The following is a 24,555-nucleotide window of genomic DNA, read 5'->3' as shown; positions in this document are numbered from 1 at the left end:
CAACGGGAGACAGACATGTCCAACACAGTGAACTTCACCTTCTCCGACACCATCGCCGGCCGGGCGACCGCCTTCGACAAGGAGGCCCGCAGCTTCACGCTGACCACCGCGGACGGCCGGGACTTCGAGGTGGCCCTCGACGGCGGTCCCAGCGCGGAGCTGCTGCACAACCTGGGCGAGCCGTACCAGGACGCGTCGGGCCACATCGACGCGCTGCTCGAAGAGGGGCGGTTCGTCTTCGCGTACGGCGTCTTCTACCCGAACGGCGAGGCGCCCCGGTTCGAGGCGAAGCGGCTGATCTTCGTCGGCCGCCAGGGCGACGACTACCGCTTCGAGGAGGACAGCTGGTGGATCCGGCAGATCGAGGAGATCGCCGCGTTCTACCGCAAGGCCCAGTTCGGCAACGGGCCCGTCGACTTCTCCCGGTACCGCACGGACATCCGGCTCGGCGGTGAGAAGACCGCCAGCCACGTCCAGGAGACGGACACCATCTCCCGGCTGGTCTACGGCATGGCGTCCGCGTTCCTGCTCACCGGCGACGACCAGTACCTGGAGGTCGCCGAGCGCGGCACCGAGTACCTGCGCGAGCACATGCGCTTCGTCGACACCGACGAGAACGTCGTGTACTGGTACCACGGCCTCAAGGTCGACGGGGACACCGAGACCAAGCTGTTCACCTCGGAGTTCTCCGACGACTACGACGCGCTGCCGGCGTACGAGCAGATCTACGCCCTCGCCGGCCCCGTCCAGACCTACCGGATCACCGGCGACCCGCGGATCAAGGCCGACGCGGACGCCACCATCCGGCTCTTCGACCGGTTCTACCTGGACCCGGACGAGGGCGGCTACTTCTCGCACATCGACCCGATCCTGCTCAGCCCCGAGCACGCCTCGCTCGGCCCCAACCGGGCCCGCAAGAACTGGAACTCGGTCGGCGACCACGCCCCCGCGTACCTGATCAACCTGTACCTGGCGACCGGCGAGAAGAGCTACGCCGACATGCTGGAGTACACCTTCGACACCATCGTCGAGCGCTTCCCCGACACCAAGAACAGCCCCTTCGTCCAGGAGCGGTTCCACAAGGACTGGTCGCACGACACCACGCACGGCTGGCAGCAGGACCGCGCGGTCATCGGCCACAACCTGAAGATCGCCTGGAACCTGATGCGCATGCACTCGCTGCGCGCCAAGGACGCCTACATCGACACGGCCGTCTCCATCGGCGAGACCATGCCGGCGGTCGGCGCGGACCGCCAGCGCGGCGGCTGGTACGACGTCGTCGAGCGCCTCAAGGCCGGCCAGGAGGAGCAGTTCCGCTTCGCCTGGCACGACCGCAAGGCCTGGTGGCAGCAGGAGCAGGCGATCCTCGCCTACCTGATCCTGCACGGCACCACCGGCCGCGAGGAGTTCGCCACCGAGGCCCGCGACGCCCAGTCCTTCTACAACGCCTTCTTCCTCGACCACGACGAGGGCGCCGTCTACTTCAACACCCTCGCCAGCGGCCTGCCGTACCTGCTGGGCGTCGAGCGGCTCAAGGGCAGCCACTCCATGTCCATGTACCACTCGGCGGAGCTGTGCTATCTGGCGGCGGTCTACAACAACCTGCTGGTCAACGGCAAGGCGATGGACTTCTGGTTCAAGCCCGACCCGGCGCTCGTCGAGGACCGCCTGCTGCGGGTGTCCCCGGACCTGCTGCCGGCCGGCTCGGTGCGCATCGAGTCCGTCGAGATCGACGGCGAGCGGCACACCGACTACGACAGCGGGGCGCTGACCGTCCGGCTCCCCGAGACCTCGGGCCGGGTCAAGGTCAAGGTCCGGCTCGCCGCCAACCGCACGACGGAGGAGGTGGCCCGATGACCATCCGTGTCGGCACCCGCACCGTGGGCCGCGCAACCGTGATCACGCTGGACGGCGAGATCAACTCCACCACGTCCGGCGGGCTCCAGGCCCAGCTGCTCCCGTTCATCGAGGAGGGCGCCGAGGTCCTGATCGACCTCACCGGCGTCACGTACATCTCCAGTGCCGGACTGCGCACCCTGCTGATCGTGCACCGGCGCGCCCAGCAGGTGGAGGCCAGGATCGTGCTGATCGGCCTTTCCGACGAGGTCCGGTTCGTGATGAGCGCCACCGGCTTCCTCGACTTCTTCAAGATCGCCGATGATCTGGACGTCGAACTGGAACGCACCGGGCGATGACCACTCAGGACATGCGTGAACGCGTCGACGCGTTCCCCACCCATCGGATCGGCGCCTACCGGGTACGGGCCGGGCGGCCCTTCCCCTACGGCGCCGTTCCGATGCCGGGTGGCATCAACTTCTCCGTCTACTCCGACCGCGCCACCGCGATGACCCTGGTGCTGTTCGAGCGCGGGGCCGAGCAGCCCATGGCCGAACTGGAGTTCCCGCCGACGTTCCGGATCGGAAGCGTGTACGCCATGTCGGTCTTCGGGCTCGACCCGGAGAACCTGGAGTACGGCTTCCGCGCGGACGGGCCCTTCGACCCGGCGGCCGGCGACCGCTTCGACGCCCGCCGGGTGCTCAGCGACCCGTACGCCCGGCTCGTCTCGGGCCGCGACGTGTGGGGCGCCGAACCCGACTGGAGCAACGTCTACCCCTACCGCGCCCAGGTGGTGAACGACGACTTCGACTGGGGCGACGACCGGCCGCTGGACATCCCCACCGAGGACCTCGTCATCTACGAGGCCCACGTGCGCGGCTTCACCCGGCACCCCTCCTCCGGCGTCACGGCGCCGGGCACGTACGCCGGGCTGCGGGAGAAGATCCCGTACCTGAAGGAGCTGGGCGTCAACTGCATCGAGCTGCTGCCCGTCTTCGAGTTCGACGAGCTGGACAACCCGCGCACCAATCCGGTGACCGGGGAGCGCCTGCACAACTACTGGGGCTACAACACCGTCTCGTTCTTCGCGCCCAAGGCCGGCTACGCCGCCACCGGCCGGTTCCGGATGCAGACCGACGAGTTCAAATCGCTGGTCAAGGAGCTGCACCGGGCCGGAATCGAAGTCATGCTCGACGTGGTCTTCAACCACACCGCCGAGGGCAACGAGCAGGGCCCGACGATTTCCTTCAGGGGCCTCGACAACGCCACGTACTACATGCTCACGCCGAACGGCGAGTATTACAACTTCAGCGGGACCGGCAACACGGTCAACTGCAACCACCCGGTGGTGCGCGACTTCGTGCTGTCGTGCCTGCGGTACTGGGTCTCGGAGTACCACATCGACGGATTCCGCTTCGACCTCGCGGCGATCCTCGACCGGGCCCAGGACGGCACTCCGCTGCCCAACCCGCCGCTGCTGGAGCAGCTCGCCTATGACCCGGTCCTGCGGCACACCAAGCTGATCGCCGAGGCCTGGGACGCTGCCGGCCTCTACCAGGTGGGGCACTTCCCGAACTACGGCCGCTGGTCGGAGTGGAACGGGAAGTACCGGGACGTGGTGCGCAAGTTCGTCAAGGGCGAGCCCGGTCTCGTTGGCGAGCTGGCCACCCGCATGGCCGGCTCGCCCGATCTCTACCAGGGGCGCACCTCGACGGCGTCGGTCAACTTCATCACCGCGCACGACGGGTTCACACTGGCCGACCTCGTCTCGTACAACGAGAAGCACAACGAGGCCAACGGCGAGAACAACGGCGACGGGGCCAACGACAACCACAGCTGGAACTGCGGGGAGGAGGGCCCCAGCGCCTCCGCGCACGTCCGCGAGCTGCGGACGCGCCAGATGAAGAACATGCTGGCCCTCCTGCTGACCAGCCAGGGCGTGCCGATGATCCTGGCCGGCGACGAACTGGGCCGCACCCAGCTCGGCAACAACAACACCTACTGCCAGGACAACGAGCTCTCCTGGGTGGACTGGGGGCTCGTCGAGGCCCACGCCGAGCTCCTCGACTTCGTACGGGCGCTGATCGCCTTCCGGCACGCACACCCGGTGCTGCGGGGCACCGAGCACCCGCACGGCACCGACCGGGTCGGCAGCGGCTTCCCCGACGTCAGCTGGCACGGGGTGCACGCCTGGCAGCCCGACTGGGCGGACCACAGCCGCATCCTCGCCATGATGCGCTGCGGGCGGCACGCCAAGGGCGGCACCGTGACCGACGACCACATCTACGTCGCGGTCAACGCCCACTGGGAGGCCCACGACGTGGAGCTGCCCCGGCTGCCCGACGGCGAGGCCTGGCACCTCTTCGCGGACACCACCGCCCCGGCGGCCCACCCCATCGGGGCGGAACCCCCGCTGCGGCACCCCGGCCGCTATCACCTGGGCCCGCACTCCGTGGTGGTCCTGGTCGGCCGTACGCAATCCGAAGGCTGACCCGTACCGCCGGCCCCTCCCCCGATGACGCAGCAGCGCACCGGACCGTCTTCGCAAGCAGAGGAGAGCACCGTGACATTCGACGCCAGGCTGAGGATCAACGACCGCACCGCCACCATCGAGCTGAAGGGCGAGCTGGACGCCGAGACGGCGCCACAGTTCCACGACACGGTCACCACCGCCGCCCAGTCCGGGGCGATCGAACTGGTGATACGTGCCGAACAGCTCGTCTACCTGTCCAGTGCGGGCCTGCGCTCGCTGGTCTTCGCCCGGCAGAAGATGGGCGACGACGTCCGCATCGCCGTGGTCGGCGCCGTCGACACGGTCGCCAGGACCATCCGCCTGGCCGGCTTCGACCACAGCATCGACCTGGTCGACGCCTGAGAGGGGTGGGGACGGATGGCGCTCGACTTCGGTGCGGCGATGCCTGAGGCGGCAGGCTGCGAGTGGTCCCCGGCCGTGCTGCGCATTCCCGCCGCGCTCGAACGGCTCGACGAGATCGCGGATTTCGTGCTCAGGCTGGGCGCCGGTGCCTGTCTGCCCGAGGAGTGCGTGTACCGGCTGCGGCTCGCCGCCGACGAGCTCGCCACCAACATCGTCATGCACGGGTACCGGGACGCGACGGGCGAGATCTCGGTGGCCGGCGGCGTCACCAAGGACCGGGTGTGGGTGCGCTTCGAGGACGACGCCCCCGCCTTCGACCCCCGCCAGGGAATGCGGCCGCCCGCGCTGGACGTACCGCTCTCCGAACGCGAGATCGGCGGACTCGGCGTCTATCTCGCGTTCACCGCGGTGGACTCCTTCGCGTACGAGCTGGTGACCGGACGCAATGTGAGCACCCTCGCGGTGAACAGGCCCCGGCTGACGAGCGGATAGATGGGACGAGATGTCACAGACGAAGGTGCTGGTGCTCGAAGAGCACGCCAACGCGCCCGCAGAGCTGCTGAAGGCACTGGACACGGTGGGCGCCCGCGTACGGGTGCGCACCCCGGGCGATGTGCTCGGTGCCAGGTCCGGCCAGGCCCCGCGGGCCGAGGTACTGCTCGCGCACGCGGGTCTGTCCCCGCACACCGTCAGGGCGGTGGCGCGGCGGCTCGGCGACGAGGGGCACCGCCCGACCGTCGTGGCCTTCGCCGAGCACGAGCTGCATCTGCTCGGCAACCACGTGTACGCCGGATCCGACTATCTGGTGCCGCCGTTCTACCCGGAACTGATCCGCGCCCGCCTGCGCAACTGCCATGAGCACGCCGACCACAGCCGCACCATGCAGGACGTGGCCGAGCACGCCGAACTGCTCGGCTACGAACGGGAGCTGGAGATCGGCCGGGAGATCCAGATGGGTTTCCTGCCGGACTCGCTGCCCAGCCCCGACGACTGGGAGATACACGTCCGCTTCCGCCCCGCCCGGACGGTCGCCGGCGATTTCTACGACGTGTTCGAACTGGTCAACAAGCGCCGACTGGCCCTGGTCGTGGCCGACGTCTGCGACAAGGGCGTCGGCGCCGCGCTCTTCATGGCCCTGATCCGCAGCCTGCTGCGGCACACGGCCGAACAGAGCGGACTGCAGAACCTGCTCGCCGCCGACCTGCTCGGCGAGGAGACCGCCTGGCAGGAGCAGAGCCGGGCGATCCCCGTCGTGGGGGCCACACCGCTGCTCAACGCCGTGGTCGGCACCAACAACTACCTGACCCGCAACCACATCCGGCAGGGCTACTTCGCCACGATGTTCTTCGGCGTCCTCGACCCGGCCACCGGCAGCCTCGTGTACATCAACGGCGGGCACAACCCGCCGGTGCTGGTCAGCGGGAACGGCGCGGAGCCGGTCCTGCTCGACCCCACGGGACCGGCCGTCGGCGTCATCCCCGACGTCACCTTCTCGCTCGGCTACACGCAGTTCAGCCCCGGCGACACCCTCTTCATCTACACCGACGGAGTCACCGAGGCACGTTCGGCGTCGGGCGAGTTCTTCGGCGAGGACCAGATGCTCAAGCGGCTGACGGAGGCCGCGGTGACGGGTGAGGAGCTGCTCGACCACATGGACGGGGCGCTGGGTGAGTTCGTCGGCCCGGCCGAGCAGTCCGACGACATCACCATGATGGCCGTCCACTGGCGCAGACCCGGTGACGCGGGCACGGCCTGAGGCCACCCGGCCGACCGTCCCGTCCCGTGTTGCCGCGACTCGCCGAACTACCAGGTGGAGACCATGTCACAGATCATCACCGTCCACTCCTACCGAGGAGGCACGGGCAAGTCCAGCACCACCGCGAACCTCGCCCTGCTCCTGGCCTCCGCCGGCCGCAGGGTCGCCCTGGTGGACACGGACATACAGACACCGTCCCTCGACGTGATGTTCAGCGGTGCCATGGCGCCGGTACGGCGCTCCCTCGCCGACTACCTGATGGGTCACTGCGAGATCGAGGACGCCGCCTACCCGGCGGACACCGACGCCGGACACGAAGGACTCTTCCTGGTGCCGGCCAGGAACCGGGCCGCCGGCATCAACGAGATCATGGGCCGCGGCTACGACGTCGGCCTGTTGCGGGAGGGCTTCGACCGGCTCATCGACTCCCTCGCCCTCGATGTGCTGCTCCTCGACACCCACGCGGGCTTCAACAACGAGACGGTGACGTCGATGGCCAGCGCGGACGTCCTGGTGATCATGACCAGGGCCGACCGCCTCGACCTGGCGGGCGCGGGGGAGACCATGGCGCTCGCGGGCCGCCTCGGCTGCGTGCGCATGAGCGTCGCCGTCAACCTCGCGCCGGGCGGTGTGGTGCACGACCGGCTGCGCAGCGAGGTGGAGAGCGCCTACGCCACGAAGGTCACCGCCGTCCTGCCGTACGCCCCGGAGATGGCGTCACTGGCCGGGGAACGGCTCTTCAGCACGGCGTACCCGCACCACCCGCTGGTCGCGGGGTACCGCCGGATCATCTCCGAAGTCAGCAACGGGACCACCGGGATACGCCGTTGACCGCCGGCGGCCCGTACAGCACCGGCCCGATCCCCCACACGTACAGCGAACCCACCCCGGTGCGAGGAGGCACTAAGCCATGAAAGGCACGACCATACCGACGGACCGCAGGGCCCTGGTGCTCCCGGCGCCCACGCCCGCCCCGGCCCCCGCAGCCGGCCCCGCCCACGCGGCCCCCCGCGCCCTCGGCGGCCGTGAGCTCCCCGCGACGCGGACGTTCCCGCTCACCTCGGGGCGCATCCCCGTGGTCGACGTACGCCCCCGGGTGGACGACGGCCGGCGGCCCGCCCGCGCCGTGCCGGGCGAGGTGTTCGAGGTGTCGGCGACGGTGTTCCGGGAGGGGCACGACTCCGTCGCCGCCAATGTCGTGCTGACCGACCCGGACGGGCGCCCGGGCGAGTGGACCCCGATGCGCCTCGTCGCCCCCGGCACCGACCGGTACGCGGCCCAGGTCAGCGCCGACCGCGAGGGCGACTGGACGTACCGCGTCGAGGCGTGGACCGACCCGGTGGCGACCTGGCGGCACACCGCGGAGATCAAGATCCCGGCCGGGCTCGACGTGGAGCTGGTCCTGGAGGAGGGGGCCCTGCTGCTGGAGCGGGCCGCCGACGCCTTCAACGTGCGCGAGCGGACCCCGCTGGTGACGGCCGCCCAGCGGATGCGGGACACCGCACTGCCGGCGCAGGAGCGCCTCGACGCCGCGTCCAGGCCCATCGTGACGGCCCTGCTGCTGGCCAGGCCGCTGCGCGACCTCACCACCTCCTCGGACCCGTACCCGTTGCGCGTCGACCGCGAGCGCGCCCTGTACGGGAGCTGGTACGAGTTCTTCCCGCGCTCCGAGGGCGCCGTAGTACCCACCGAACCGGACGCCGACGGGGTCCTCGCCCCGCCCCGCTCGGGCACTCTGCGCACCGCCGCCGAGCGGCTGCACGGGGTGGCCGCCATGGGCTTCGACGTGGTCTACCTCCCGCCCATCCACCCGATCGGCACCAGCCACCGCAAGGGCCCCAATAACACCCTCGTGGCGGGCCCGTACGACCCGGGCTCCCCCTGGGCGATCGGCTCCGCCGCCGGTGGGCACGACGCGGTCCACCCCGACCTCGGCACCCTCGAGGACTTCGACTACTTCGTGGCCGTCGCCGCCGAGCTCGGCCTCGAGATCGCCCTGGACTTCGCGCTCCAGTGCTCGCCCGACCACCCCTGGGTCACCCAGCACCCCGAGTGGTTCCGGCACCGGCCCGACGGATCCATCGCCTACGCCGAGAACCCGCCGAAGAAGTACCAGGACATCTACCCCATCGACTTCGACACCGACCCCGACGGGCTGCACGAGGAGTGCCTGCGCGTCCTGCGCCACTGGATGGCGCACGGGGTGCGGATCTTCCGCGTCGACAACCCGCACACCAAGCCCCTCACGTTCTGGGAACGGCTGATCGGCGCGGTCCACGAGAGCGACCCCGACGTGCTTTTCCTCGCCGAGGCGTTCACCCGCCCCGCCATGCTGCACGCCCTCGCCCGGGTCGGCTTCCACCAGTCGTACACCTACTTCACCTGGCGCAACTCCAAGGACGAGGTGGAGGACTACCTCGGCGAGCTGGCGGGCCTCGGCGGCGAGGAGAGCGCGGCCTGCCTGCGCCCCAACCTCTTCGTGAACACCCCGGACATCCTCAACGCCTACCTCCAGTACGGCGGCCGGCCCGCCTTCGCCGTCCGCGCGGTGCTCGCCGCGATGGCCTCGCCCACCTGGGGCGTCTACTCCGGCTTCGAGCTGTACGAGAACGTCGCCGCGGGCCCGGCCAGCGAGGAGTACCTGGACTCGGAGAAATTCCAGTACAGGCCGAGGAACTGGCACACCGAGCGGGACACCCTGGCGCCGCTGCTGCGCACCCTCAACGAGGTGCGCGCCGCCCACCCGGCCCTGCGCCAGCTGCGCAACCTGCGCTTCCACCGCACCGACAACGACGCGGTGGTCTGCTTCTCCAAGCGGGCCGGGTCCGGCGAGGGAGACGACTGGGTGCTCGTGGTCCTCAGCCTCGACCCGCACAGTGTCCGCGAGGCCACCGTCTCGCTGGACCTGCCCGCGCTCGGCCTGGAGCGCTCGGAGACCTTCGCGGTCCACGACGCGCTGTCCGGCCAGACCTACCAGTGGGGGCGCGAGAACTACGTACGCCTGGATCCGCAGCAGCAAGTGGCCCACATACTCACCGACGGGAACCCGCAGTCGTGACCACCGCCCCGCCCACCCCGACGCCCTCGGCCGCCCGCCCCGGGGCCCCGGCGCGCGCCGAACGCACGCGCACCGACCTCACGCGTACCGACCTCTCGCGCACGGACCTCTCGCGCACCGACCTCAAGCGCCTCACCACCGGTGAGGTCAGCGACCCGCACGCACTGCTCGGCGCGCACCCGGGCCCCGACGGGGTGACGCTGCGGGTGCTGCGCCCGCTGGCGGACGCGGTGCACGTCACCACCTCCTCCGGCCGGCTGCTGGGCGAGCTCACCCATGAGGCCGGCGGTGTCTTCAGCGCCGTGCTGCCCCTCACCGAGGTGCCCGACTACCGCGTTCTGGCCTCCTACGGCGGCGGCGAGGAGGTCTTCGGCCACGACGACCCCTACCGCTTCCCGCCCACCCTCGGCGAGCTCGACCTGCACCTGATCAGGGAGGGCCGGCACGAACAGCTGTGGGAGGTGCTCGGCGCCAACACCCGCGGCCACGACGCCGGCTGGGGCCCGGTGACGGGGACCGCCTTCGCCGTGTGGGCGCCCAACGCCCGCGCGGTGCGGTTGGTGGGGGACTTCAACCACTGGGACGGCTCGGCCCATCCGATGCGCTCCCTGGGCGCCAGCGGGGTGTGGGAGCTGTTCGTACCGGGCGTCGGCGACGGGGTCCGCTACAAGTACGAGATCCTGACCCGGGACGGCCGGTGGATCCAGAAGGCCGACCCGCTGGCCACCTCCGCGCAGTCGGCGCCCGGCACCGCCTCCGTCGTCCACACCTCCCGCTACGAGTGGGGCGACTCCGCCTGGCTGTCCCGGCGCGGCGTCGTCCCCGCCGAACGGGCCCCGATGAGCGTGTACGAGATGCACCTGGGCTCCTGGCGCCCCGGGCTCGGCTACCGCGAGCTGGCCCGGGAACTCCCCGGCTACCTGAAGGCGCTCGGCTTCACCCACGTGGAGTTCCTGCCCGTCGCCGAGCACCCCTTCGGCGGCTCCTGGGGCTACCAGGTCTCCTCCTACTACGCCCCGATGGCCCAGCAGGGCACGCCCGACGACTTCCGCGCCCTGATCGACGCCCTGCACCAGGCCGGCATCGGCGTCATCGTGGACTGGGTGCCCGCCCACTTCCCGCGCGACGACTGGGCCCTGGCCCGCTTCGACGGCACCCCGCTGTACGAGCACGGGGACCCGCGCCGCGGCGAGCACCCCGACTGGGGCACCCTCGTCTTCGACTACGGCCGGGCCGAGGTGCGCAACTTCCTCGTCGCCAACGCGGTGTACTGGTGCGAGGAGTTCCACATCGACGGGCTGCGCGTGGACGCGGTCGCCTCCATGCTCTACCTCGACTACTCGCGGCCCGAGGGCCAGTGGACGGCGAACGCGTACGGCGGCCGCGAACACCTGGAGGCGGTGGAGTTCCTCCAGGAGATGAACGCCACCGTCGCGCGGCGCTGCCCCGGGGTCGTCACCATCGCCGAGGAGTCCACCGCCTGGGACGGGGTGACCCGGCGCACCGACCACGGCGGCCTCGGCTTCACGCTGAAGTGGAACATGGGCTGGATGCACGACTCGCTGTCGTACATGGCCGAGGACCCGGTGCACCGGCAGTACCGGCACCACTCGATGACCTTCCCGATGATGTACGCGTACGCCGAGAACTACATGCTGCCGATCAGCCACGACGAGGTGGTGCACGGCAAGGGCTCACTGCTGGCGAAGATGCCCGGAGACCGCTGGCAGCAGCTGGCCAACCTGCGGGCCTTCCTCGCCTTCATGTGGGCCTTCCCCGGAAAGCAGCTCCTCTTCATGGGCCAGGAGTTCGCGCAGGACACCGAGTGGTCGCACGAGCGGGGCACGGACTGGTCGATGCTCCGGCACGCCCCGCACGCCGCCGTGCGCGACCTCGTACGGGACCTGAACGGCGCCTACCTGGCCGACCCGGCGCTGTGGAGCCAGGACGCCATCCCCGACGGCTTCCGGTGGATCGACGCGGACGCCGCCCAGGACAACGTGTACTCCTTCGTGCGCTACGGCGCCTCGGGCGAGCCCCTGGTCTGCGTCTACAACTTCCAGCCGAACCCCCGCCACGGCTTCCGGCTGGCCCTGCCCGTCGCCGGGGAGTGGACGGAGGCGCTCAACACCGACGCCGCGTCCTACGGCGGCAGCGGCGCGGTCAATCCCGGCCCGATCCACGCGGACGGGGAGCCGCTCCAGGGGCTCGCGGCCAGCGCCGCCGTGACCCTGCCGCCGCTCGGTGCGGTCTGGCTGCGCCCGCGCAGGCACTGAGCCCGCGCACCCGCCCGCACCCCGCACCCCGCACCGGCCTTCGCCGGTGCGGGGTGTCCGTGCGTCACCCGCCGAGCACCCGGCGGTACAGGTCATGCGTACGCCGGGCCGCCTGCCGCCAGCCGAAGTGCTCCTCGGCGCGGGCCCGCCCCGCGTCACCCATCCGGGCCGCGAGCGCCGGCTCGGCGAGCAGCCGGTTCACGGCGGCGGCCAGGTCGGAGGCGAACCGCTTGGGGTCGAGCGGGGTGCCGGTGCCGTCGTCCTCCTGCTCGATGGGGACGAGCAGCCCGGTCTCGCCGTCGGTCACCACCTCGGGGATGCCGCCGGTGGCGGTGGCCACGACCGCCGTGCGGCAGGCCATCGCCTCCAGGTTGACGATGCCCATCGGCTCGTACAGGGAGGGGCAGACGAACACCGCGGCATGGGTCAGCAGCTGCCGCAGCGACACCGCGTCGAGCATGCCGTCGATCCGTACGACACCGCTGCGGACCCGGCTCAGCTCGTCGACCAGTGCCGCCGTCTCGGCCGCGATCTCCGGGGTGTCCGGCTGGCCGCAGCACAGCACCAGCTGGGCCGTCCCGTCGAATTCGAAGGCGGCCTGAAGCAGCTGGGGCAGCCCCTTCTGCCGGGTCACCCGGCCCACGAACAGCACGATCGGCCGGTCCGGGTCGATGGCGTGGCGCTCCAGCGCCGCCGTGCCGTGGTCGGGGACGTGCACGGCGGTGTCGATGCCGTTGTGCACCACGTGCACCCGCTCCGGGTCGATGTCCGGATAGACGCGCAGGATGTCCTCGCGCATGCCCCGTGACACCGCGATCAGCGCGTCGGCCGACTCCAGCGCGGTCCGCTCCACCAGCGACGACACCGCGTAGCCGCCGCCCAGCTGCTCGGCCTTCCAGGGTCTGAGGGGTTCCAGGCTGTGGGTGGTCACCACGTGCGGGATGCCGTACAGCGTCTGGGCCAGCCGCCCCGCGCCGTTGGCGTACCAGGTGTGGCTGTGCACCAGCCGCGCCCCCTCCGCGGCCGCCGCCATGGCCACGTTCACCGCGAGTGTGTTCAGGACGGGGTTCGCCCCGTCGCCGAGGTGGGGTTCGGCGTGGGCCAGCACGCCTTCGGCCCCGCGCGGGGCGCCGAAGCACTGCACCCTCAGGTCGGTCAGCTTCCGCAGCTCCTTGGCGAGCTCCCCGACGTGGACTCCGGCGCCGCCGTAGACCTCCGGCGGGTACTCCTTGGTGAGCAGGTCGACGCGTATCGGCTGGATCTGCGAGTTCATCGGCACTTCCTGAAGTCGATGGCTTGCACAACGTGGCCCCGCGGCCCCACGGCGTCGGCGGTCCCTCTCGCGAAGCGACCGGCGAGGAGGGCCACACCCAGGCGGCACGGGCTGGAGAAGGGGCCTGCGGCCGTGCGGCGGCGGGACGGAAGGACACGGCCGCAGGCCCCCTTGCCGCGACGCTACCGAAATGACGCTGACGGCCCGTCAGCCGAGGGTCGCCGTCAGCTGTGATCCGGCGGACGGCGATCACCGCCACGGGTCCGGGCGGCCGCACCGCGGCCGACGACCTGTGCCCCACCGCCGCGGCCCGCACACTGGGACGAAAAAAGACCCCCCTGACCGCGTTTCCGCAGTTCAGAGGGGTCTTCGTATGTGGAGCTTAGGAGATTCGAACCCGAAATTGTTACCTCTCTGACCTGCGGAAACGCCGGAGAGTCGGACATTAGGCCCTGTTTCCATCCCCCTGCGTCCTGCTCCATCCGCCTCGATCAGGCTCCGGTGTTGACGTGTCAACACGGGGCCAAGATGCGTTGCTGAAGAGAATCCAGGGTCCCCAATCGACCACTTGCACACCTTGCTCTACAAGCAGATTAGCCACATGCGGGTCACCGTCACACACGCAAAGCGACCTCATTGGCCGGCGCAGCACCGTAGGGCTTGACGACCGGGTGCCCCGCGGGAAGCGCCCGCCTCAACGTGATGCGACCAAGCTAGTGCCGGATCAGGCAACGTTTGCCCTGTCGACGACGGCGCGTAGGCGCTGGTCGTCGGCGTGGCGGTTTCGCCAGATGATGTAGCGGCGGACAGTCCGTGCGCGATCTTTCCGCCCCTGCCCTGCTGGGGCGAGCCGGTCAGGCGGGCGTTACCTGGCTCCTGCTGGGCCGTTAAGTCGATCATGATTACTCGACGCTTGACCACCATGCTGGGCGCCTTCGCTGCGTCCACCCTGTTCGCACTCTCCATGCCTACCTCTATCGCCCATGCCGCGGATTGCGGGGTCCGCTCTGACGGCAGGCTCTACTGCGGCAACGCTGTCGGGGCGAAGGGGTACGCGGATCGCTCCTACCGTTCGGCAACCCGCGGCACGCTCGACACCGGGTTCAACTGGTTCGTGTGCTGGGGCCACGGTGATCCTCACCAGGGTGGGAATGACATCTGGTACTGGACGCAGCTCGACAACGGCGCGTGGGGCAACGTCCCCGCCGTCTCCGTAAAAACGGGCCAGGACCCGGCCCCGGGCCTGCGCGAGTGCTGAGGCCGTAGCGGGATCTGAGCGCGGCAGTTGGCCAGAGCGGTCAACTGCCGCGCTCAGTCACAGCCGCCTGGTACAGCACCCGGACGGCACGTCACGTCACAACAGGGCAAGCGTTGCCTGATCCGGCACTAGTGCTATGCCGCGTTAGTTCGTGGAGGGGTGTTGGTCAGGCTGCTTCCTTGAGCGGGTGCCCGCATAGGTCCAGCGGAAGGGCTTCGCGGTCTCGTTGCGCTCTCAAGGGTGCCCGGGCCGTAGCCACCCGGTATGACAAGAGAGCGTTCGCTTTTCACGGGATGGTCACCCTCGCCGCGATCCGGCTGTGGCTCCGTTGACGATCCGCCGGACAGTCCTCAGCAGGCCACGCTGATGGAATAGGACTGCTCGCCGGAGTCGATGTCCTTGCTGCTGTCGTCGGTCCAGTACGGGCCGTTCTGGTGGAACATCATGGTGACGTTGTAGGTGCCGCAGGCGCCGAGGGACGGGGGGTAGCCACCGGACGCCGAACCGTGGACAGAGCCTTGCGTGACGGTTCCGGTGTCGTAAACTCCGGACTGGCCGTTGATGCTCACGACGCCGGTGGCGCGCCAGCGGGCGGTGTAGCTGGACGAGGCGTCGTACCAGGAACCGCCCCAGTAGTACTTGCTGTTGTTGTTGTTGACGATGACCTGCTTGCCGCCGGATGCGAAGCGCAGGCAGACCTGCGCCTCAGCGTAGGTGTACTGACCGTTGCCGCCGTAGAAGCCCTGGCTGGCATTGCAGTAGTCGCCCGATGGCGCTGCGGCGCGGTGCTCGGCGGCCGTGGCGGGTCCGGCCAGAGTCATGCCGGCCAGTGCGATGAATGCAGTCGCCAGGCCGACGGTCTTCCGTCGTGAGGCGTCGGCAGCGGCTGAAGCGGTGGCGGTGCGTCCAGTGAGTCTCATGGTTGGCCTCCCTGATTCTGCGTGAATCCCCTGGCAGCAGGGGGCAGCTCCAGATCAGAACAAAATCGCCAACATAAATCACCGCCATTTCGCGTATTTCACCCTACAGAGTCATTGATGCAGGCACTTGCCCACTGGCTGGCTAGCTCGCGCCGAGGCTGTGAGGCAACTGGTCTTCTCCGCCCTGACCCGCAGCGTCCTGCGACATGGCGACTTCACCAGCCGCGACGACCTCATCGACAAGCTCGACAGCTACGTCATCAACCGCAACGAGACCGCGAAGCCCTTCCGCTGGACCTACGACGGCACCCCGCTCAAGGAAGCAGCCTGACCAACACCCCTCCACGAACTAACGCGGCGTAGCACTAGCTGCAAGCAGGCACCACCGTTCGCGCGGTGTCCTCTCGCACGGCCCCTCCAGAGTTCGGAATGCCGAGATCCGTCAAAGGCTTCGTGCTGGTGACGACGTCGACGCGATGAGATCGCGCATAGGAGGCCAACACGAGGGAGAACTTCGGCTCGGCCGCGCCGTGCGCGGCTGCGCCCAGGTGCCGCAGTAGCCCCGGCGTTACTCGCATCCGCCCTTGGAGGAGTCGGAGGTTGGCGATGCCGCACTCAGCCTCCAGCAAGGCCGCCTGCTCACGGTCGGGCTTCTCGATCAGCCCCACCATCCTCTGTACCGGCCCCTCGCCCGTGCAGACGATCACTCCGTGGTCGCTCGCCGACTCCACGTTGAACGGTGCGGCTAGCACCGCAGGGGTATCCAGCGGCGTCGCTTTGGCGAGCGTGGAGAGCGCGTCGTGCGTGGGATCGACGTTGTCAGCGAAGACCACGTAGAAATCCCCCGTGCGCAGGTGTTCGGCGCCGTTCAGCACGGATGTGATGTCGGCGTACCTACCGTGCTGGGCGATGAAGTCGACCTGAAGGCAGTCAGCTGCCGAGGGCTGGGCGGGAGGCTGGTTGGTGAGCGTCTGGTAGCGAGCCAAGGCTCCAGGGGCGAGAACCTGGCGGGTCCAGTCGATCAGCGGCGTGTAGTAGGGGTGGTGGACCACCACAGCGTGACCACTGCCGAGGGCGGCGGCTTCGTCCACGATGTGCGCGAGGCCAGGCCGGCCAGAAACCGGCCGCAGCTCCTTGGGCAGGTAGGGCGACCAGCTACCTACCCGTGTGCCCAATCCTCCTGCGGCGATCACCACGGGGGGCACCACAGAGGCTGTCGGCAGATTCATCGGTGTCCCCTTCGGGCCGGTTCCGCGAGCGATAGCGTCGGCGGATGCATACACGCGTGACGGGCATCGTCATCAAGGACGGCAAGATCTTGCTGCTGAACCAGGACACCGACGGCCCCAGGAGTTGGTCCCTGCCGGGGGGCAAGGTCGAGGACGGCGAGACTCTGGAAGAGGCGCTGGTCAGGGAAATGCGGGAGGAGACCGGCGCCGAGATTGAAGTGGGCCGGCTGCTGTATCTCTGTGACAACACGAGTGCTCACGTCGTTCACATCACCTTCGAGGCCCGCCTAGTGGGCGGGGAGATCGGAGCGGTCGAGGAGGGCGCGGACACACGGCCGATCCGGGGAGTCGAGTTCGTCGCGCTGGAGGATTTGCCTGCCCTGGGATTCAGCGAGCTGTTCTTGAAGCTGTGCCGGGATGGGTTCCCGGGTGCCGGGTCATACATGGGGCCGAAGTCCGCTATCGGGCTATGAGCCCAGCGAACTGAGCAACAAGCGGTCGAGCCCGCCCGGCGTGGTCCGGGCGGAGCTGTCGGCCGCGTCGACCCATTGGTTGAGCTGGTGCGCCAGCTCCCAGGCCCCGAGCCGAGCGGCATCCGTGGTGTGGGGGTCTCGCACCAGGCGGACGCCGACGCCTCGTGAGGAGCCCAGAAGGTAGCGGGAGCGGATGGCGGTCACTGCTTCCCTCGTGCCCGGGGTGTTCCAGGCCGCACCGAGCAAGTACCTCTGCACGGGCTGAGATCCAGGTTGATCGGGGCCATCACCGCACCAGATCTGTACGTTGCCGACCATGTGGTGGATCTCCCGGTCACCGAGCCCGGATTCCACCACGGGGCAGCTGTCGCCCACGAGGTAATCGCTGTTGTACGCCCGCGCTCCCTTCATGGCGTGCAGCGCTTCGGCGCGGGTGGGCAAGCGTGCTCCGCACCATGCGGCCATGAGTGCCGCCCCGATCCAGGTGATCCAGTAAGCGGGGTGAGACTCGTATCCGCGGCTGACCCGCCAACGCCGATCGGCCGGGTCGTAGTGGAGTCGTCCACCGCGCTCGTCAGGCATGGGGCACACCAGAAGGTTGGTTCCGAGGCGGGAGTTCACCGCGCCGCCCGCGTGCAGCATGGTCAGTAACTCGGCCATTTCCGTGTTGCTGACAAGCAGGTTGCGCCACTGCACTTCCCCCACCGGCCTGTATGTCGGCTTGATCGTCCTCTGGAGAACCGGTTCCAACCGGGTGCGGCGACTGGGGCGGACCGCAGGTTCGTGCACCTCGTACTGATCGTCCCCGGCCAGCCACTGGGTGACGGTCTCGGCGACCTCGGGGGCGAGCAGTCGGCGGGCTTGGGCGATGGTCCTGTCAACCGCGGTGCTGACCAGTTCTGCCGTACCCGGAAGCAGTTCGGCGACCAAAGCGTCCTTGTGCCCGATGGTGGCGAACGTCGTGTCCACTGCGGCCGGGGTGTCGGCAGCGATCTGCGGCACATCTCCGGGTTCCGGCATCTCGATGTCCAGGAACCGGGCGAGGTCCATCTGCGTGCGTGCAGGGTCGCCGACGTGCTGTTCATACGGGATGACCAAGCGGGGGCGGGGACTCTCGGTCCCGTCGTACAGGGCGCGGGCCAGCAGAAGGGCGTTCACGACGATCAGCCGTCCCAGGGCGGTGGACGGGTCGGGGTCGTCCTGGGGAAGGAGCGGGGCGAAGGCTGTGCGCCAGCGCGGTGCGCGGGCCGTCGCGGCGACCTGCGCGTACCGGTCGCCGTAGCGCCACCGGTCCCAGAGTCGACCTCGGGCGAATGAGGAAGCGATGCCGATGGGGGCCCGGGTGAGAACAACGGCCGGCGACTTGGGCAGCATCCCCAGGACGGTGTCCGTGGCGAAGAAGAGGTTCGTCTCCTTGACCAAGTGCCGAGGCTGCCCGTGCAGGTCGCTGAGCGCGCACAGGAGATGGTGCCAGCCCAGGCCGCTGAGCCCGGTTCCCTGAAGGCTCGGCGGCACGCGGTTACCGGGCGACAGGGGGTGCTCTCGGCCGAGCTGCTGACGGAAGGGCTCGTTGTGCTGCGGCATCGCCCCGCGCAACGAGTCGGACAGCCAGTTCGAGCCAACCCGCTCGAAGATGCCCAGGGCCAGCACCGGGGCCTCGGTCGGCCTTCCGCTCCGCCCGTCCAGGTGGGCCATACGCGCGACGATGCTCTCAATGGTGCCGTCCAGCGGAACGGCAGTTAACCCCGGTCGCGGGAATACCGGCTCCGGGAACCGGCCGGTGTTGGTCGGGGTGTGCACGTGATGCCTCCCGTTGCGAAGGGTCCACCTGCTGTGCGCACAAGCCAGGGGCGTACGCCCAGGGGCCGACGAAGATGTCTCTCCGGTTCGACTTCCCGAACTAGCTTGCTGCGCGCGCTAGTTAACATTCAAGGGAAACCCCGAACGAACACTAATTGGCAAGTGCCAGTCAGCGGGCAGGGGGTGTCGCAGAGGGGACAGGCCGCGCCAAACTCCGGACATTGCCCTCTCCTTGACGGACAGACACCTCAATCAGGAGGACAGAGGCCGTGACGGAGCGGACAGCACGCCGAAGATGCGAGCACGCCTGGCGCGGTACCACCGATCTCCCCGCCGCCCGCGCACTCCCCAGCGGGTTGCCGCCCTGTTGAGACGTTGGTCGACGATTGGCCAGCGAGCCCGGAGGCGGAGCAGGCGGGCCTGCCTGCCGGTCGCGGGGGGCGGACGTGACAGAGCCCGGCCGGGGTGACTGTGAACCGGCCGGGCTCTGCGTGCGTGGGGTGCTGTTCTGCTTTAGAGCTCTTCGTCCCGCAGGTCGCGCTCTTCGTGGAGCGGGTTGTCCTCGCGGCGCCGCTTGGTCTCTTCGGGGCTCTTTCCGCGGGACGGCTGGCCGGGCTGGGGGTGGGCCGGGTCCTGGCCGGGTCGCTGTGGGCGCTGCTGCTCTTCGCGGCCCTTGCCCGGCTCCTGGCGCTTGTCCTGCGTACCGCCCATGACGGCGACTCCTCTTGATGTGGGGGTTGAGGATTTCCTCGTTCTCACGCTCACACGGACGGTTTCGATCCGCACCATTTCGGCTACAGATCGTGGCGCAAGGGTGATGTCGGGAACCGGGGTGGCTGCGTCGGAATGCGGACGTGTCTGAGGTGGCCGAGGATGAGCGAGATCCCCGCCCGCTTGCTGTCAGGAGTGCACCGCCATGCTGGAGCGCAAACCGCGCAAGGACCGCACCGAGGTCACCTTCGTCCTGCCCGCCGACACCCCGCCCGGCCCGGTCAGCGTGGTGGGCGACTTCAACGACTGGCAGCCCGGCACCCACACGCTCACGCCACGCAGCGACGGCACCCGGGCGGTGACCGTCGCGCTGCCCGGCAAGAGCGAGCACTCCTTCCGCTACCTCGCGGCCGGCGACTACTGGTTCGACGAGGAGAGCGCCGACAGCCACGACGGCCTCAACAGTCGCGTACGCACCTGAACGGCCCAACCGGCGTGACCCGGGGGGAGTCGCAGGCGTTGAGAGCGGCGACACGTGCCCCCCGGCCCACACCCCCACGGGCCGGAATCGTGTGACAGCCCCTGCCCCACCCCCCGGCGGCAGGGGCCGTCGTCGTTCCTGGGCCCTACCGCCTTGCCGGCCTCGGATTCATGACGGAACGGTCACGCGCCGCCACATCGGCCACCCCGGTTCGTTGGACCCGGGCATGGAGCAGAAAACCGTTTCGCCTCCGGAGCGAGCCGGATTCGCCCGGCTGGCCGAGGAGTTCTGGCAGCTGTCCGACGCGCCGATCTACGACGCCGTCGAGCGCCAGTGGCTCGCCGAGGGCCGGGAGGTGCCCCGCCGTCCGGGCCTGGCGTGGGGTGGCAAACTCCCGGTGAACGCTGGAGACCTGTTCCACCGTGCCTGAACCTGATCCTCACTCCGGCGCGCACAGGCGCTCGCGCAGGTACAGGAGGGCTGCGGTGTCCGCGACGGCGCCCAGAGTGGCCAGCAGCGTGCGGATGCGGGCGTCGTCGCCCTCGCGGACCGCCTGCACGATGTTCTCGATCGCTTCGCGGGCGCGGGGGTCCATACCCGCCGGACCGGCCGTGGAGGGGCCATGGCCGACCGGGTCGCCACCCCGGGACTCCTCGGGGTTCCCTTGCGCTGCCGTCATGTCATCCCCCAACGGATCGCAGTAGTCACAGCTCACGACCACCTCGAAACGGCAGCACGGACCGCGCTACGATCACGGCCGGCCCGCCGACGGTATCGAGAGGCCGGGCGGGAGCCTGTACGGGGGCAGACCGCCTGCCCCTAACCTCGGCCTCGGCGCAGTTCAGGCGAGAAGAACCCGGGCTCAGTCCTCTTTTCCCGCCAGGACACGATCAGCCGCATAGTGCGGGCAAGACAGAACATTCCACGTCACCGTCAGGCGACGCCCGGCCGCAACCGCGATCGTACGGGCCTGGCCGTCAGCCGGGCCCGCCGCGCAGTACGGACATACGACGGTCTCTGCCCTCAACTCAGCCGTCATCCTCCAGATCCTGCCCTGCCGGCGCGGGCCGTGACGAGAAGGCCGCGCCGGTCGCCGCCTAGGGAGCGTATTTGGTTGTGATCGAGGGGAAGCTCGCACTCCTGGGCGGTCCAGGCAATGACCTGCACGGGGAGGGATCGTTGAGCTTGGCATGAAGCACACCAAGCGGATCCTTGCCGGGCTGGCCAGCACAGTGGCAGTCCTGTGCATGGCGTCGGTCTCTCCCGCCTACGCGGCTGACGGGTATGACCGATGCCCTGACGGCTACTACTGCATGTTCTCGGGTCTCGACGGCACCGGAGACATGGTCAAGCTGAGGACGAACACTCCGGACCTCGCGGCACTCGGCATGAACGACCGGGCCAAATCCGACTGGAACCGGACCTCTTCGACCATCTACCTGTGGTCCGACGCCGACTACACCGGGTGCACGCAGGCCACGTCCGCCGGCCCGACCGGCAAGGGCAACTTCTTCCCGGTGTATCAGGACTTCTTCAGCTCAGTGCAGTTCGGCGGTCCGGGCGGTCCGGGCTGTGGGGGATCCGTCTGACGGAAACGACTAGGGCCCGCATTTGGTCGTGATCTGCTGCGGGATCGGCGCGGGCCTGGGCTGCGTGCGGCCGGTACTGGCCGTTGGTGGGGTGGCGGTTGCGGCGTATCTCGCGGCTGATCGTGGACGGGCTGCGGCCCAGGTCCGCGGCGATCCTCCGCACGGCCGCGTTCGCCCAGACCTGGTCGGCGATGTAGAGACGTTCCTCCACCGTCAGGTGCCTGGACGCAGAAATGACCCGCTCAGCCCGCACTCTGTGTGCGGGCTGAGCGGGTCTCTTTTTCGTTGCGGCAGTGCCGTTGCACCACCGCTTGCCGGTCCGCCGGTTGATACCAACGATCCGGCACGCCTCCCGACTGCTCACGCCTTGATCCATGAGCCGGAAGGTCCTCCCGCTCACGGTCCAGCTTCTTGCGGCCCTGCGCCAGGCGCCGGTTGCGGATCTCGAAGGCCATCGTGTCCCCGAAGGTCGGGTGTTGCGATGACCCTTAGAACCCAAGCCCACAAGGCTGACGGGGGGTTTTGTGTTTCCAGCTCAGTCGTCACCGTCGACGATCGCGCCCGGCGGGAGATCCGCCATGCTGGACTGGTCGTCGTTGGTCGTGTCGTATTGGACGCGTACGTAGGTGTGTCCGTCTCGGTGCAGGCGGTGTCCTGGCAGGCGGGTGCCGTCCTCGAAGTCCACCATCTCGGGCATGATTCCGACCCTCTCCGGCCACACCTTCACAGTCTGGTGTTTGACCAGGGGGGTCGCGCTGATGGTGTCGGCGTCCCACAGGTTGACGTGGAAGACGAACGGCTCGTCACGGTTCTTGTCGCCGGTGAAGTCGCCTGTAATGGGGTCGCTGTTGCCCTGGAGGTACCCGGCCTGAAGTCCGTAGTTGAGGGGACGGTTCGGCTCGCAGACCTGCTGGTAGTGGTCCCGGGTCGCGTTGAAGAAGACGAGGGTTTTCCCCGCGTGGGTGACGGTGACCCTGCCGTAGACCTCGGCGCAGTACTCCTCGAAGTCGACGGTGTGGGAGATGTCGTAAATCTGGATCTTGTCGATGACCAGAGAATGCCTGCCCGCCGGGTATGAGGCCGCGTGAGCGGTGGTGGACGTCATGGCCAGGCCGAGGGCGGCCAGGGCAGTCAGGGCGGTACGGAGGCGCATCGGTTCTCCTCTTCGCGGGCGTGTTCCCCGGTTAACGACCGGCGGGGGAGACGGTGACGTCACAGGCCGCGTGCCAGTGGGGGTGCCGGTAAGAACCCTGTTGGCCAACCCCTGACTGCTCGGGGGTTGACGGGACCGCCAGCAGCGCCCAGCGCGCTTCGCCTGGCTCGGCGGCCTACGCTGCGGCGTTCGCCGTTCGGGGATGCGGAGCGAGGGTCTGCCCCATCGCCCGCTCAATCGAGATCCGAATGACCACCCGCTCAGGGTCCGGTGCCGGCGTGCGCCCGTATCGCTCTCCGTAGCGGGCGACGGCGTCCTCGACCGTCGCGATGTCCGTGCAGACCTCCGCCACACCTTCGAGGGTTGCCCACCGGCCGCCGTCGACTTGGCACACCGCGACTCGGGCCGCGCCGTCGCTCGCGAGAACGTTGGCGACCTTCCTGCTGGATTTGCGGGTGATAACTCGGGCCACTCCGGCAGCGGCATCGATCGTCACGCCGACGGGCACGACGTGGGGTCGGCCATCAGGACGCAGCGTGGTCAGCGTGCACAGATGGTACTCATTCCAGAACTCCAAGTAACTATCAGGTTGACCAACTATCGCGTTCGACATGGCTGAAAGCGTAATAGCGAGTGCTGCCCGAACTGTCCTGAAGTGACCCTAGCCACACCCGTCCCGAGCAGGTGATTAGCACCATTCGCGGTTATATGCCGGAAGCCTTCCGCGCCGCAAGGTCTCGGATTGACAACGGACGCGCCACTCGACATCACATCTTGAAGCGTCCATGTCAGGAAGTAAAAGCCCAGTTCAAAGCCATGATCGGAATCGACATCAGCCGATTTGGAGCGTTTCGGTAGGCCGAGGCAACCTGTGAGCGATACGGATCGATCATGCTTTTTGCGCCATGTCTTGTCTGAACCGTCACGTACTGTCCAAAGAGGTTCCCGGAGGCTCCATTGAGACAGCCCGCTAGGTGTCTCATTGCGCGTTCGCGTCAGTGACATCAGCGTGGCGAAGCGATCTGGAGAGCTAGGCATCCGGGCCCTCTTGAGGGCCCGGTGGGGCCCGCAGGCATGCCGTCTGCGGGCGCTTCCCGGCGCTGGGAACCGGACGTCATCGACACAGGCGCGGTCTCGCCCGGCTCCGGGGAGCCATCACTGCCGGCTGGAGGGATTACTCAATGTGGTCAGGGAAGAGTGGTCGACACACGGCTGAGCCCAGGGTGCCTACTCAGGGTGGAGCGAGTCGTGGCCGCCTCGGGCGCTGGCGCATAGCCGCGAATCGGACTGTGGAGAGGGACCTGCACCACCTGATTCGGCGTGAGCTGCAAGACCTCGGGATAACTCCCCCGCTCGACGTCGAGGAGCTCTGCCAGGCACTCAGCCGACGGCGTGGGCGACCCCTGTACTTGCGGGAGGCTCCGCTGCCGAAGCCGGGGCCCTCGGGGATGTGGGTCGAGTACGACCACTATGACGTGATCCTCTACCAGCAGGAAACAACGCGCCTGCATCAAGATCACATCGTCCTTCACGAGGTGGGGCACATCCTCGTGGCAGAGAAGGAAAAGGCCGCAGCTCAGACCGCAGACGAGACGACGGCAGCAGCCCCCACGGTCGATCCAGACGAGGAGACGGCTGTCTTCGTTGAGGGCTGGGCCACCATGCTGCCGGTCTTCTCCCCCGAGACGATCAAGCGCGTTGCCCGCCGATGCTCGTACGACGACGGCGAGGAATGCTCCGTCGAGCTGCTGGCCACCATCATCCTGGAGTGGTCATCCCTTCTGGACGGCGCCAGTCCGCTGTCGGACGACCCTTCGCTTCGTCGTATCGAGTCGGCTCTCGGTGACCGTCGAGGATGGCTGTAATC

General features: G+C 68.9%; 25 protein-coding genes and 2 pseudogenes. 17 read left to right on the top strand and 10 right to left on the bottom strand.

Translation table 11 applies throughout. The features are described 5' to 3' along the window. Positions 1–15: 15 nt before the first annotated feature. The 9 genes from J7I97_RS05615 (at position 16) to glgB (ending at position 11,801) form a co-directional block, all read left to right on the top strand. The gene (locus J7I97_RS05615; RefSeq protein WP_214931274.1) at positions 16–1,857 is read left to right on the top strand and encodes an AGE family epimerase/isomerase; all 1,842 of its coding nucleotides are present in this window, start codon (positions 16–18) and stop codon (positions 1,855–1,857) included. Beyond that, positions 1,854–2,195, top strand: coding sequence for an STAS domain-containing protein (locus tag J7I97_RS05610; RefSeq protein WP_214931273.1), 342 nt, complete (start codon positions 1,854–1,856; stop codon positions 2,193–2,195). Before J7I97_RS05615 ends, J7I97_RS05610 begins: the two co-directional genes overlap by 4 nt. After that, on the top strand, positions 2,192–4,327 hold the full coding sequence (gene glgX, locus J7I97_RS05605) for a glycogen debranching protein GlgX (RefSeq protein ID WP_251058505.1): 2,136 nt from the start codon (positions 2,192–2,194) through the stop codon (positions 4,325–4,327). Before J7I97_RS05610 ends, glgX begins: the two co-directional genes overlap by 4 nt. 72 nt (positions 4,328–4,399) lie before the next feature. Then, positions 4,400–4,711, top strand: a complete 312-nt coding sequence (locus J7I97_RS05600) for an anti-sigma factor antagonist (RefSeq protein WP_308363506.1) — start codon at positions 4,400–4,402, stop codon at positions 4,709–4,711. A gap of 15 nt (positions 4,712–4,726) precedes the next feature. Further along, entirely contained in the window at positions 4,727–5,203 is a 477-nt protein-coding gene (locus tag J7I97_RS05595) for an ATP-binding protein (protein WP_251049504.1), read from the top strand. A gap of 10 nt (positions 5,204–5,213) precedes the next feature. Continuing rightward, positions 5,214–6,467: a PP2C family protein-serine/threonine phosphatase gene (locus J7I97_RS05590; RefSeq protein WP_214931271.1), complete on the top strand. Its 1,254-nt coding sequence runs from the start codon at positions 5,214–5,216 to the stop codon at positions 6,465–6,467. Between the two features lie 63 nt (positions 6,468–6,530). Continuing rightward, entirely contained in the window at positions 6,531–7,298 is a 768-nt protein-coding gene (locus tag J7I97_RS05585; protein ID WP_214931270.1) for a MinD/ParA family protein, read from the top strand. Between the two features lie 79 nt (positions 7,299–7,377). Next, positions 7,378–9,525 (top strand): alpha-1,4-glucan--maltose-1-phosphate maltosyltransferase, encoded by a 2,148-nt coding sequence (locus J7I97_RS38145; protein WP_251058504.1) that lies wholly within the window; start codon positions 7,378–7,380, stop codon positions 9,523–9,525. Then, positions 9,522–11,801 carry a 1,4-alpha-glucan branching protein GlgB gene (gene glgB, locus J7I97_RS05580; RefSeq protein WP_308369287.1) on the top strand — a complete coding sequence of 760 codons (2,280 nt, stop codon included), beginning with the start codon at positions 9,522–9,524 and terminating at the stop codon, positions 11,799–11,801. The genes J7I97_RS38145 and glgB overlap by 4 nt, the downstream gene beginning before the upstream one ends. Positions 11,802–11,865: 64 nt before the next feature. Here the strand turns inward: glgB and glgA are convergent, their stop codons facing one another. After that, on the bottom strand, positions 11,866–13,074 hold the full coding sequence (gene glgA / locus J7I97_RS05575; RefSeq protein WP_251058503.1) for a glycogen synthase: 1,209 nt from the start codon (positions 13,072–13,074) through the stop codon (positions 11,866–11,868). Positions 13,075–13,798: 724 nt separating this feature from the next. Further along, positions 13,799–13,882 (bottom strand): annotated as a pseudogene (locus J7I97_RS39820) (transposase); the annotation flags it as partial. Positions 13,883–13,996: 114 nt separating this feature from the next. Here J7I97_RS39820 and J7I97_RS05570 point away from each other — a divergent pair. Continuing rightward, positions 13,997–14,332, top strand: coding sequence for a hypothetical protein (locus tag J7I97_RS05570; protein ID WP_251058529.1), 336 nt, complete (start codon positions 13,997–13,999; stop codon positions 14,330–14,332). Positions 14,333–14,565: 233 nt separating this feature from the next. Next, a pseudogene (locus tag J7I97_RS38140) lies at positions 14,566–14,664 on the top strand (IS5/IS1182 family transposase); the annotation flags it as partial. An 18-nt stretch (positions 14,665–14,682) separates the two neighbouring features. Here the strand turns inward: J7I97_RS38140 and J7I97_RS05565 are convergent. After that, positions 14,683–15,252, bottom strand: a complete 570-nt coding sequence (locus J7I97_RS05565) for a hypothetical protein (RefSeq protein WP_214931269.1) — start codon at positions 15,250–15,252, stop codon at positions 14,683–14,685. Positions 15,253–15,412: 160 nt separating this feature from the next. Between J7I97_RS05565 and J7I97_RS05560 the strand changes: the two genes are divergently transcribed. Continuing rightward, positions 15,413–15,583 carry a hypothetical protein gene (locus J7I97_RS05560; RefSeq protein ID WP_214931268.1) on the top strand — a complete coding sequence of 57 codons (171 nt, stop codon included), beginning with the start codon at positions 15,413–15,415 and terminating at the stop codon, positions 15,581–15,583. 34 nt (positions 15,584–15,617) lie between these two features. On the opposite strand, the gene J7I97_RS05555 is transcribed toward J7I97_RS05560, so the two are convergent. After that, positions 15,618–16,481: an NTP transferase domain-containing protein gene (locus J7I97_RS05555; RefSeq protein ID WP_214931267.1), complete on the bottom strand. Its 864-nt coding sequence runs from the start codon at positions 16,479–16,481 to the stop codon at positions 15,618–15,620. Between the two features lie 56 nt (positions 16,482–16,537). Here J7I97_RS05555 and J7I97_RS05550 point away from each other — a divergent pair, with 56 nt between their 5' ends. Then, positions 16,538–16,954: an NUDIX domain-containing protein gene (locus J7I97_RS05550; protein WP_214931266.1), complete on the top strand. Its 417-nt coding sequence runs from the start codon at positions 16,538–16,540 to the stop codon at positions 16,952–16,954. Here J7I97_RS05550 and J7I97_RS05545 read toward each other — a convergent pair. Both J7I97_RS05545 and J7I97_RS05540 read right to left on the bottom strand, forming a co-directional pair. Beyond that, positions 16,949–18,754 (bottom strand): hypothetical protein, encoded by a 1,806-nt coding sequence (locus tag J7I97_RS05545; RefSeq protein WP_214931265.1) that lies wholly within the window; start codon positions 18,752–18,754, stop codon positions 16,949–16,951. The genes J7I97_RS05550 and J7I97_RS05545 overlap by 6 nt on opposite strands. Positions 18,755–19,267: 513 nt before the next feature. Next, positions 19,268–19,465 (bottom strand): hypothetical protein, encoded by a 198-nt coding sequence (locus tag J7I97_RS05540; RefSeq protein WP_214931264.1) that lies wholly within the window; start codon positions 19,463–19,465, stop codon positions 19,268–19,270. A 205-nt stretch (positions 19,466–19,670) separates the two neighbouring features. Between J7I97_RS05540 and J7I97_RS05535 the strand changes: the two genes are divergently transcribed. Together J7I97_RS05535 and J7I97_RS05530 are read left to right on the top strand one after the other, a co-directional pair. After that, on the top strand, positions 19,671–19,946 hold the full coding sequence (locus J7I97_RS05535) for an isoamylase early set domain-containing protein (protein WP_214931263.1): 276 nt from the start codon (positions 19,671–19,673) through the stop codon (positions 19,944–19,946). A 226-nt stretch (positions 19,947–20,172) separates the two neighbouring features. After that, on the top strand, positions 20,173–20,376 hold the full coding sequence (locus J7I97_RS05530) for a hypothetical protein (RefSeq protein WP_214931262.1): 204 nt from the start codon (positions 20,173–20,175) through the stop codon (positions 20,374–20,376). A gap of 9 nt (positions 20,377–20,385) precedes the next feature. Here the strand turns inward: J7I97_RS05530 and J7I97_RS05525 are convergent, their stop codons facing one another. After that, entirely contained in the window at positions 20,386–20,625 is a 240-nt protein-coding gene (locus J7I97_RS05525; RefSeq protein WP_214931261.1) for a hypothetical protein, read from the bottom strand. Between the two features lie 511 nt (positions 20,626–21,136). Here J7I97_RS05525 and J7I97_RS05520 point away from each other — a divergent pair. Then, positions 21,137–21,535 (top strand): peptidase inhibitor family I36 protein, encoded by a 399-nt coding sequence (locus J7I97_RS05520; RefSeq protein ID WP_214931260.1) that lies wholly within the window; start codon positions 21,137–21,139, stop codon positions 21,533–21,535. Here the strand turns inward: J7I97_RS05520 and J7I97_RS39815 are convergent. The 3 genes from J7I97_RS39815 to J7I97_RS05505 form a co-directional block, all read right to left on the bottom strand. Then, a complete protein-coding gene (locus J7I97_RS39815) occupies positions 21,480–21,911 on the bottom strand; it encodes a helix-turn-helix domain-containing protein (RefSeq protein ID WP_374195443.1) in 432 nt (143 codons plus the stop codon). The two genes, J7I97_RS05520 and J7I97_RS39815, sit on opposite strands and share 56 nt — an antisense overlap. 159 nt (positions 21,912–22,070) lie before the next feature. Beyond that, the gene (locus J7I97_RS05510) at positions 22,071–22,688 is read right to left on the bottom strand and encodes a hypothetical protein (protein WP_214931258.1); all 618 of its coding nucleotides are present in this window, start codon (positions 22,686–22,688) and stop codon (positions 22,071–22,073) included. A gap of 175 nt (positions 22,689–22,863) precedes the next feature. Then, the gene (locus J7I97_RS05505) at positions 22,864–23,301 is read right to left on the bottom strand and encodes a pyridoxamine 5'-phosphate oxidase family protein (protein WP_214931257.1); all 438 of its coding nucleotides are present in this window, start codon (positions 23,299–23,301) and stop codon (positions 22,864–22,866) included. Positions 23,302–24,163: 862 nt separating this feature from the next. Here J7I97_RS05505 and J7I97_RS05500 point away from each other — a divergent pair. Then, positions 24,164–24,553, top strand: a complete 390-nt coding sequence (locus tag J7I97_RS05500; protein WP_308369288.1) for a hypothetical protein — start codon at positions 24,164–24,166, stop codon at positions 24,551–24,553. The last annotated feature ends 2 nt before the right edge of the window (positions 24,554–24,555 follow it).

This window comes from Streptomyces sp. ISL-87, assembly GCF_018614095.1.
Classification (GTDB): domain Bacteria; phylum Actinomycetota; class Actinomycetes; order Streptomycetales; family Streptomycetaceae; genus Streptomyces.
This window is presented reverse-complemented; position numbering and strand designations above follow the sequence as displayed.

Excerpts from the sequence above, each read along its gene's own strand:
- J7I97_RS05585 (WP_214931270.1), top strand. The coding sequence starts at position 6,531 with ATGTCACAGATCATCACCGTCCACTCCTACCGAGGAGGCACGGGCAAG.
- J7I97_RS05555 (WP_214931267.1), bottom strand. The coding sequence starts at position 16,481 with ATGAATCTGCCGACAGCCTCTGTGGTGCCCCCCGTGGTGATCGCCGCA.
- J7I97_RS39815 (WP_374195443.1), bottom strand. The coding sequence starts at position 21,911 with ATGGATCAAGGCGTGAGCAGTCGGGAGGCGTGCCGGATCGTTGGTATC.
- J7I97_RS05505 (WP_214931257.1), bottom strand. The coding sequence starts at position 23,301 with ATGTCGAACGCGATAGTTGGTCAACCTGATAGTTACTTGGAGTTCTGG.
- J7I97_RS05565 (WP_214931269.1), bottom strand. The coding sequence starts at position 15,252 with ATGAGACTCACTGGACGCACCGCCACCGCTTCAGCCGCTGCCGACGCC.
- J7I97_RS38145 (WP_251058504.1), top strand. The coding sequence starts at position 7,378 with ATGAAAGGCACGACCATACCGACGGACCGCAGGGCCCTGGTGCTCCCG.
- J7I97_RS05615 (WP_214931274.1), top strand. The coding sequence starts at position 16 with ATGTCCAACACAGTGAACTTCACCTTCTCCGACACCATCGCCGGCCGG.
- J7I97_RS05570 (WP_251058529.1), top strand. The coding sequence starts at position 13,997 with ATGCTGGGCGCCTTCGCTGCGTCCACCCTGTTCGCACTCTCCATGCCT.
- glgX (WP_251058505.1), top strand. The coding sequence starts at position 2,192 with ATGACCACTCAGGACATGCGTGAACGCGTCGACGCGTTCCCCACCCAT.
- J7I97_RS05590 (WP_214931271.1), top strand. The coding sequence starts at position 5,214 with ATGTCACAGACGAAGGTGCTGGTGCTCGAAGAGCACGCCAACGCGCCC.
- J7I97_RS05530 (WP_214931262.1), top strand. The coding sequence starts at position 20,173 with ATGGAGCAGAAAACCGTTTCGCCTCCGGAGCGAGCCGGATTCGCCCGG.
- glgA (WP_251058503.1), bottom strand. The coding sequence starts at position 13,074 with ATGAACTCGCAGATCCAGCCGATACGCGTCGACCTGCTCACCAAGGAG.
- J7I97_RS05535 (WP_214931263.1), top strand. The coding sequence starts at position 19,671 with ATGCTGGAGCGCAAACCGCGCAAGGACCGCACCGAGGTCACCTTCGTC.
- J7I97_RS05510 (WP_214931258.1), bottom strand. The coding sequence starts at position 22,688 with ATGCGCCTCCGTACCGCCCTGACTGCCCTGGCCGCCCTCGGCCTGGCC.
- J7I97_RS05595 (WP_251049504.1), top strand. The coding sequence starts at position 4,727 with ATGGCGCTCGACTTCGGTGCGGCGATGCCTGAGGCGGCAGGCTGCGAG.
- J7I97_RS05540 (WP_214931264.1), bottom strand. The coding sequence starts at position 19,465 with ATGGGCGGTACGCAGGACAAGCGCCAGGAGCCGGGCAAGGGCCGCGAA.
- J7I97_RS05525 (WP_214931261.1), bottom strand. The coding sequence starts at position 20,625 with ATGACGGCAGCGCAAGGGAACCCCGAGGAGTCCCGGGGTGGCGACCCG.
- J7I97_RS05610 (WP_214931273.1), top strand. The coding sequence starts at position 1,854 with ATGACCATCCGTGTCGGCACCCGCACCGTGGGCCGCGCAACCGTGATC.
- J7I97_RS05520 (WP_214931260.1), top strand. The coding sequence starts at position 21,137 with ATGAAGCACACCAAGCGGATCCTTGCCGGGCTGGCCAGCACAGTGGCA.